The organism is Micromonospora sp. ABR4_055 (assembly GCF_056160425.1).
The window spans coordinates 1-7,483 of sequence record NZ_JBSWXD010000229.1; the positions used below are offsets into that span (position 1 = coordinate 1).

The window sequence follows — 7,483 nt, forward strand, 5'->3', positions numbered from 1 at the left end:
TCTCGTGGGCTCGAAGATGTGCACAAGAAACAGGCGTACGGCCACCCGCCCGTCACGGCGGCGGCCCAGCCGGGCGCGGCGCAGCAGCTGAGCAGCAGTTCCCGCACGTCATCGGCGGGCAGCGTGTTGAACACGTCGAGTCCGCGGTCCAATCCGGTCCCCTTTCGCTGGACAGCAGCAGTCAAGCAGTTGCGGCGAGCCGGCCGATAGCGGCGCAGGAACCAAAGACGAAACATCGTCACCGTACGGTTTTTGGAGATTCATCCAATCACCGTGACCGGAGGCGACCCCCGTGCTGCTGGCCGACGTGCTCGACAAGGCCCACCTGAAGCTGGTGCCGCTGACCGGCGACGACGGTCGGGACCGCACCGTCGGCCGGGTCAACGTCATCGACCTGCCCGACCCGGGCCGCTACGTGGCCACCGCAGATCTGGTGCTCACCGGCCTGATGTGGCACCAGGGGCCGGACGACTCCGAGGTCTTCGTCGCGGCGCTGGCCGCCGCCGGGGTGACCGCGCTGGGCGCGGGTGAGGCGCTGCACGGCAGCGTGCCCCGCGACCTGGTCGCCGCCTGTCGCCGGCACCGGCTACCGCTGTTCGAGGTGCCCGCCGACGTGTCGTTTCGCGACATCATCGACGACGTCCATCCGACCCTGTGGGCGCAGCGGGCCAGCTCACTGGCGGCGGTGCTGGGCCGCCAGCGCGGACTGGTCGCCGCGATGGCCGCCGGTGCCCGGCTGACCGATCTGCTGCCGACAGTGGCCGCTGCGGTCGAGACCGACTGCTGGACGTTGACCACCAGCGGCCGGGTGGTAGCCGGCACGGCCGAGCTGGCCGATCCGGTCGCCGAGGCGCTGAGCCGTGCTTTCCTGACCGCGCAGCGGCTGCCCGCGACGGTGACGGTCGACGGCGCGCGGTTCTCCGTGTTCGGGGTTCCCGGCCGAGCCGAGCACCGGCTGGCAGCCTGGTTGGTGGCCTGCCGGGGCGCGCTCGACACACTGCCCGGCACGGTCGACGAACTGACCAGCGTGGTGGCGCTCGAACGGGCGCACCTGGACGAGGCCGCCCGGGTGGAGGCGCGGCTGGCCGGCCAACTGCGAACGGCGCTGCGGGCGCCGGGGGACCTCGCCGGGCTGCGGGCCGCGCTGCTGGCCGCCCGGCTCGACCCGGATGCCACGTTCGTCGCGGTCGCCGCCACGCTGGACGAGATGCGCGCACCGGCGACGCTGACCGTCGCCGTGGTCGACGAGTTCCTCAGCCGGCTGGCACCCGACCGGGCGGTCACCGTCCTCGAACCCGACCTGCCCTGCGGAGCGCTCGCCGTGCTGGCGCTGGCTCCGCAGGCCGCCGGCACCATAGGGTCGGCACTGGTCGCCGCCGCCGACCGGATGGTGCCGGGACTGCGCGGCGGCCGGCTCGTCCTGGGCGTCTCCGCCGCCAGCGTGGGTGCCGCCGGGCTGGGCGGAGCGGTCGAAGAGGCGTTGCACGCGCACCGTTCCGCCACCAGCACCGCGACCGGTCCGGTCAGTGTGGTGGCCGCCGGTGAGTTGGCGTCGCATTCACTGCTGCTGGCCGGGGTGCCGGCCGGCACCCGGCAGGGGTTCCGCAGTCGGCTGCTCGGGCCGGTCGAGGAGTACGACCGGGCGCACCATGCCGACCTGCTGCGTACGCTGTCGGTCTTTCTCGACTGTGACGGATCGTGGAGCCGCTGCGCGCAACGGCTCCACGTCCATGTCAACACGTTGCGGTACCGGATCGGCCGGATCGAGCAGTTGACCGGCCGGGACCTCGGCCGGTTCGAGGACCGGGTGGACTTCTTCCTGGCGTTGCGGCTCACCGCCGACTGAGACCCGTGTGCCGCAGGCCCGGGTGCCGCAGGCCCTACACCGCGGCGTGGATCGAGCCCCGGCCTGCGGTCAGCCGTCCGCCGTCGCGGCCGCTGCGGGCCGCCACGATCTCGGCGGCGATGCTGACCGCGGTCTCCTCCGGGGTCACCGCCCCCAGGTCCAGCCCGATCGGCGCGCAGAGCCGAGCCAACGCGGCCGGCGGCACCCCGACGGCACCTAGCCGGGCCGCCCGGTCGGCGGCGCTGCGCCGTGACCCCATCGCCCCGATGTAGGCCAGCGGCAGGTCGAGGGCGGTCCGCAGCAGCGGTACGTCGAACTTCGGGTCGTGGGTGAGTACGCAGAGCACCGTACGCGGGTCGATCCGACCGGCGGCGGCCTCGGCCCTCAGGTAGCGGTGCGGCCAGTCGACGACCACGTCGTCGGCGTCCGGAAACCTCTGCCGGGTGGTGAAGACCGCTCGGGCGTCGCAGATCGTCACCCGGTAGCCGAGGAACCGGCCCTGCCGGGCGAGCGCGGCGGTGAAATCGGTCGCCCCGCAAATGATCATCCGGGGCGGCGGCAGGATGCCGCGGACCAGCAGGGTGGTGCCGGCGGCGGGCTGGGCGAGCGTGGTCCGCCCGGTGTCCAGCGCCGGGCGGGCGACCCGGACCGCAGCCGCGTCCAGCGTCGGCCCGCCGAGCGAACCCCACTGACCTTCGGCGTCGACCAGCAGCCAACGACCCTGGCTGGCTGGCGGCCCGGTGAGGCAGGTGACCACCGCGACCGGGCGGGCAGCCCGGGTCGCCGCATGCAGCCGCTCCAGCTGCGGCACGCTGTCGCGGTCCACCCGCTGCACGTACACCTCGATGGTGCCGCCGCAGGTCAGCCCGGGCTCGACGAGCTCGTCGCCAGGGTCGCCGAAGCGCGCCAGCCGCCCCTCGCCGGTGTCCAGCACGGTACGACACAGCTGGTAGATGGCGGCCTCGACGCAACCGGCCGAGACGCTTCCGGTGACCGTGCCGTCCGGGGCCACGAGCATACTCGTGCCCGGTGGCCGGGGTGCGCTGCCGGCGGTGGCGGTCACCGTCGCGACGGCCGCCTGCTCACCGGCGTACCACCAGCGCATCGCCTCGTCGAGGACCGGCCCGTTCATCCGGTCGCCGCCGTCCGGGCCGAGGCGCCGCCTCCCGCGCGGAGCCGGTCGGGGTCGCGGAGCCAGTGGGGGTAGGCGAGCTGGTCCAGGTCGCCGGGCCGGTCCAGGTCGGTCGGGTCGCCCACGTCGCCGCAGGGCACCAGACGCAGCTGGTCGGGGTGGGCCCGCAGATAGTCGCGGGCGCCGGTGTCACCGGTCGCCGACGCCGCCACCGCCGTCCAGTGTTCCCGACCCAGCACCACGGGATGCCCTGGCCGCCCGTCGACGTAGCTGGCCGCGGCCAGCGTCCGCCGGTCGGCGCCGGCCGCCACCCGGCGGACCGCCGCTGGACCAATCCCCGGCATGTCGACCAGCAGGACAGCCGCGGCGTCCGCCGGGCTGGTGCCCACCGCCGCCAGGCCGACCCGCAACGACGAGCCCATCCCGGTGGCCCAGTCAGGGTTGACCGCCGGCACGGCGCCGGCCAGGTCGGCACTCGCACGCACCGCGTCGGCCGCCGCTCCGAGCACCACGATCACCGGCCGGCAGCCGGCCGAGCGCAGCGTCTCGACGGCCCGGGACACCAACGGGTTCCCGTTGAGACGGACCAGCGCCTTGGGCCGACCGTAGCGGCGGCCGGCGCCGGCGGCGAGGACGATTCCGGCAAGCACCCGTCAACGATGGGCAGCGGCTGATCACCCGGTCAAGGCGCCCCGGTACGCCTTGTAGCTTCGTCCAACCACCTGCCTGATTGGCGGGTCGGGATTGTGTTCCGCCGTCATTGTCCGGGCCGGCGGCGGCATCGGACGATGCGGACTGTGGATCTGCATACCGTCTCCGACGTGATCGCCGCCGACGGCGACGCCTGGCGCCCCGGCGACCGCTGGCTCGCCGGCGGCAGCTACCTGTTCTCGCAACCTCAGCCCGGGGTGCACCGGCTGCGTGACCTGACCCGGCTGCGCTGGCCGTCGATCCGGGTCGACGACGACGGGCTGGAGATCGCCGCCACGTGCACCGTCGCCGAACTCGCCCGGTTCGCCCCGCCGCCCGGTTGGAATCGGGTGACGGAGCTGGCCGCAGGCTGCTGCGACGCGTTCCTCGCTTCCCGCAAGATCTGGAACGTGGCGACCGTCGGCGGCAACATCTGCGCGGCGCTGCCGGCCGGTCCGATGACATCACTTGCGGTGGCGACCCGGGTCGAGTACCTGCTCACCGATCTGGCCGGCGGGCAGCGCCGGGTGCCCGCCGACGGGTTCATCCGCGACGTCGGTACGACGGTGCTGGACACCGGCGAGTTCCTGCGCAGCATCCGGCTACCGGCAGCGGCCGCCCGGGCCCGGTACGCGATGCGCCGGGCGTCGCTGTTCCGGCACGGCCGGTCGGCGGCGCTGGTCATCGGCTCGGTCGACCAGGACACCGGCGGGTGGACGATGTCGGTGACCGCGGCCACCCGCCGCCCGGTGGTGCTGTCGCTGCCGGCGGCGCCGACCGGGTCCGAGTTGCTGGACCGGGTGGACGCCGGATGCGCGGCGGCCGGCTGGGTCGACGACGTGCACGGCCTGCCGCACTGGCGGCGGCACCGCACGCTGCGGATGGCCGACCAGGTCCGGGTCGAACTGGCCGCGGCCGGCACCGACGGAGAGTGCAGCCGGTGAGCGTCGTGGTGAACGGCACCGCCGCCGCCGGGGAGCCGGCCGCCGGCCAGTGCCTGCGCACGTTCCTACGCGAGCAGGGCTGGTACGGCGTGAAGAAGGGCTGCGACGCCGGGGACTGCGGAGCGTGCACCGTGCACGTCGACGGAGTCCCCGTACACAGCTGTGTCTACCCTGCGGTACGGGCCGAGGGCCGGTCGGTGACCACGGTCGAAGGACTGGCCGACGGCGACACGCTGCACCCGGTGCAGCAGCGGTTCCTCGACGCGCAGGGATTCCAGTGCGGGTTCTGCACCGCCGGGCTGGTGATGACGGTCGCCGCGCTCGACGAGACCCAGCGCGCCGACCTGCCGCGCGCGCTGAAGGGCAACCTGTGCCGGTGCACCGGCTACCGGGCGATCCGCGACGCGCTCGACGGGGTACGGCACGTGAGCGGCACCGCCGACGGCACCCCCGGCGGTGGCCCTGGCTGCCCGGCGGTCGGCGGCAACGTGGCCGCCCCGGCCGCCCGGCAGATCGTCACCGGCACCGCCCGGTTCACCTTCGACGTCGACGTTCCCGGGCTGACCCATCTGAAGCTGGTCCGCTCGACGGTGCCGCATGCACGGATCGTCGACATCGACACCGACGACGCGATGCGGGTCCCCGGGGTCCTGGCGGTACTCACCCACCACGACTGCCCCGACCTGCGGTACTCCACCGCCCAGCACGAGAGCCCGCGCGAGGACCCGGCTGACACCCGGCTCCTTGATGACGTGGTCCGCTTCGTCGGGCAGCGGGTGGCGGCGGTGGTCGCCGAGACCGAGGCGGCCGCCGAGACGGCCGCCGACCTGGTTCGGGTCAGCTACCAGCCGCTGCCGGCAGTGTTCGACCCAGCGGCGGCGATGCTCCCGGGCGCGCCTGTCCTGCACGACGTGGATCCGGCGGTCAGCGGCATCGCCCGGCCGGCGGACAACGTGGCCGGTGAGGTGCACGGTGAGATCGGCGACGTCGACCGGGCGCTGGCCGACGCCGACGAGGTCTACACAGCGACGTTTCGCACCCAGCGGGTGCAGCACGCTCACCTGGAGACGCACGGGGCGATCGCCTGGCCGGAGCTGGACGGCGGGCTGACCGTGCGGTCCAGCACCCAGACGCCGTACCTGACCCGACGGGCGCTGGCCCGGCTGTTCGGCCTGCCGGCCGAGAAGGTCCGGGTGGTCGCCGGCCGGGTCGGCGGCGGGTTCGGCGGCAAGCAGGAGATGCTCGTCGAGGACGTGGCGGCGCTGGCCGCGCTGCGCACCGGACGACCGGTGAAACTGGAGTTCACCAGGGCCGAACAGTTCACTGCGGCGACCACTCGGCATCCGTTCGACACCCGGGTGACGGTGGCGGGGCGCCGCGACGGTACGCTGACCGCGATCCGGCTGCACGTGGTCGCGGACACCGGCGCGTACGGCAACCACGGCCCGGCGGTGCTGGCGCACGGCTGCAGCGAGTCGGTGGCCCTCTACCGGTGCCCGAACAAGCAGGTCGACGGTTGGTCGGTCTACACCAACACGGTTCCGGCCGGCGCGTTCCGCGGCTACGGACTGGGTCAGGTGTCGTTCGCGGTGGAGTCCGCCGTGGACGAGCTGGCCCGCCGGCTCGGGTTCGATCCGGTCGCGTTCCGGGCCCGCAACGTGATCGGCCCGCAGGATCCGCTGGTCACCCCGGTCGGGCACGACGACACCGTACGGGTGCACAGCTACGGCCTGGACCAGTGCCTGGAGCTGATCCAGCGGGCCCGGACCGAGACCTGGCAGGAGGACGTTGCAGCCGGCTGGCTGGTCGGCGACGGCATGGCGGTGGCGATGATCGCCACCGGACCACCAGGCGGTCACCACGGCCGGGCCCGGGTCACCCTCGACGCCGACGGCGGCTACCAGCTGGATATCGGGATGGCCGAGTTCGGCAACGGGTCGACCACCGTGCACCGGCAGTTGGTCGCCGACGCGCTGACCAGCACCGTGGATCGGGTACGGATCCGGCAGTCGGACACCGCACTGGTCGGTCACGACACGGGCGCGTTCGCCTCGACCGGCACCGTGGTGGCTGGCACCGCCGCGCACCGCGCCGCGGTCGCACTGCGGGAGGTGCTGGTCGACGCCGCCGCACGGGCGACCGGCGTCGACCGGCGGGACTGCCGGGTGGACGGGACGACGGTGCGGTGCGCCGGCCGGCTGGTCGATCTGGTCGACCTGGCCCGGGTCGCGTCGGCGGCGGGCCGGCCGCTCACCGCCGACGGACACGCCGACGGGGCGCACCGCTCGGTGGCCTTCGACGCGCACTGGTTCCGGGTGGCGGTCGACCCGGACACCGGGGAGATCCAGATTCTGCGCAGCGTGCACAGCGCGGACGCCGGGACCGTCCTCAACCCGATGCAGTGCCGGGGGCAGGTCGAGGGCGGGGTGGCTCAGGCGCTCGGTGCCGCCCTCACCGAACATGTTGACATCGACGACCAGGGTCGGGTGGTCACCGACGACTTCCGCAGCTACCACCTGCCGACCTACGCCGACGTGCCGCTGACCGAGGTGCTGTTCGCCCGCACCAGCGACCCGCTCGGGCCGGCGGGCGCGAAGTCGATGAGTGAGAGCCCGTTCAACCCGGTGGCCGCCGCGCTGGCGAACGCGCTGCGGGACGCGACCGGAGTCCGCTTCACCGACCTGCCGTTCACCTCCGACCGGGTGTGGAACCGGCTGCAGCACGACCGGGCCGACGGCGAGTAACGACATCGGCGAGTAACGACTGAAGGAAGAATAGATCATGGTGGCTGTTTCGTTGGCGGAGATCGTTCGGGCGCCGAAGGTGTTGCTGCATGACCATCTGGATGGTGGGTTGCGGCCGGCGACGGTG

At 73.7% G+C, this 7,483-nt stretch carries 5 protein-coding genes; 3 read left to right on the forward strand and 2 right to left on the reverse strand.

Annotated elements, in window-relative coordinates; translation table 11 throughout:
• The first annotated feature begins 292 nt into the window (after positions 1 to 292).
• Positions 293 to 1,846 (forward strand): PucR family transcriptional regulator, encoded by a 1,554-nt coding sequence (locus ACXAHD_RS30360; protein WP_289212924.1) that lies wholly within the window; start codon positions 293 to 295, stop codon positions 1,844 to 1,846.
• 34 nt (positions 1,847 to 1,880) lie between these two features.
• On the opposite strand, the gene ACXAHD_RS30365 is transcribed toward ACXAHD_RS30360, so the two are convergent.
• The gene (locus ACXAHD_RS30365) at positions 1,881 to 2,978 is read right to left on the reverse strand and encodes an XdhC family protein (protein WP_289212925.1); all 1,098 of its coding nucleotides are present in this window, start codon (positions 2,976 to 2,978) and stop codon (positions 1,881 to 1,883) included.
• Complete coding sequence (locus ACXAHD_RS30370; RefSeq protein WP_475054879.1) at positions 2,975 to 3,628, reverse strand: nucleotidyltransferase family protein; 654 nt, start codon at positions 3,626 to 3,628, stop codon at positions 2,975 to 2,977. The genes ACXAHD_RS30365 and ACXAHD_RS30370 overlap by 4 nt, the downstream gene beginning before the upstream one ends.
• Before the next feature lie 147 nt (positions 3,629 to 3,775).
• Here ACXAHD_RS30370 and ACXAHD_RS30375 point away from each other — a divergent pair, with 147 nt between their 5' ends.
• Both ACXAHD_RS30375 and ACXAHD_RS30380 read left to right on the forward strand, forming a co-directional pair.
• Positions 3,776 to 4,612, forward strand: coding sequence for an FAD binding domain-containing protein (locus ACXAHD_RS30375; protein ID WP_475054880.1), 837 nt, complete (start codon positions 3,776 to 3,778; stop codon positions 4,610 to 4,612).
• Positions 4,609 to 7,356, forward strand: a complete 2,748-nt coding sequence (locus tag ACXAHD_RS30380; protein ID WP_475054883.1) for a molybdopterin-dependent oxidoreductase — start codon at positions 4,609 to 4,611, stop codon at positions 7,354 to 7,356. Before ACXAHD_RS30375 ends, ACXAHD_RS30380 begins: the two co-directional genes overlap by 4 nt.
• The last annotated feature ends 127 nt before the right edge of the window (positions 7,357 to 7,483 follow it).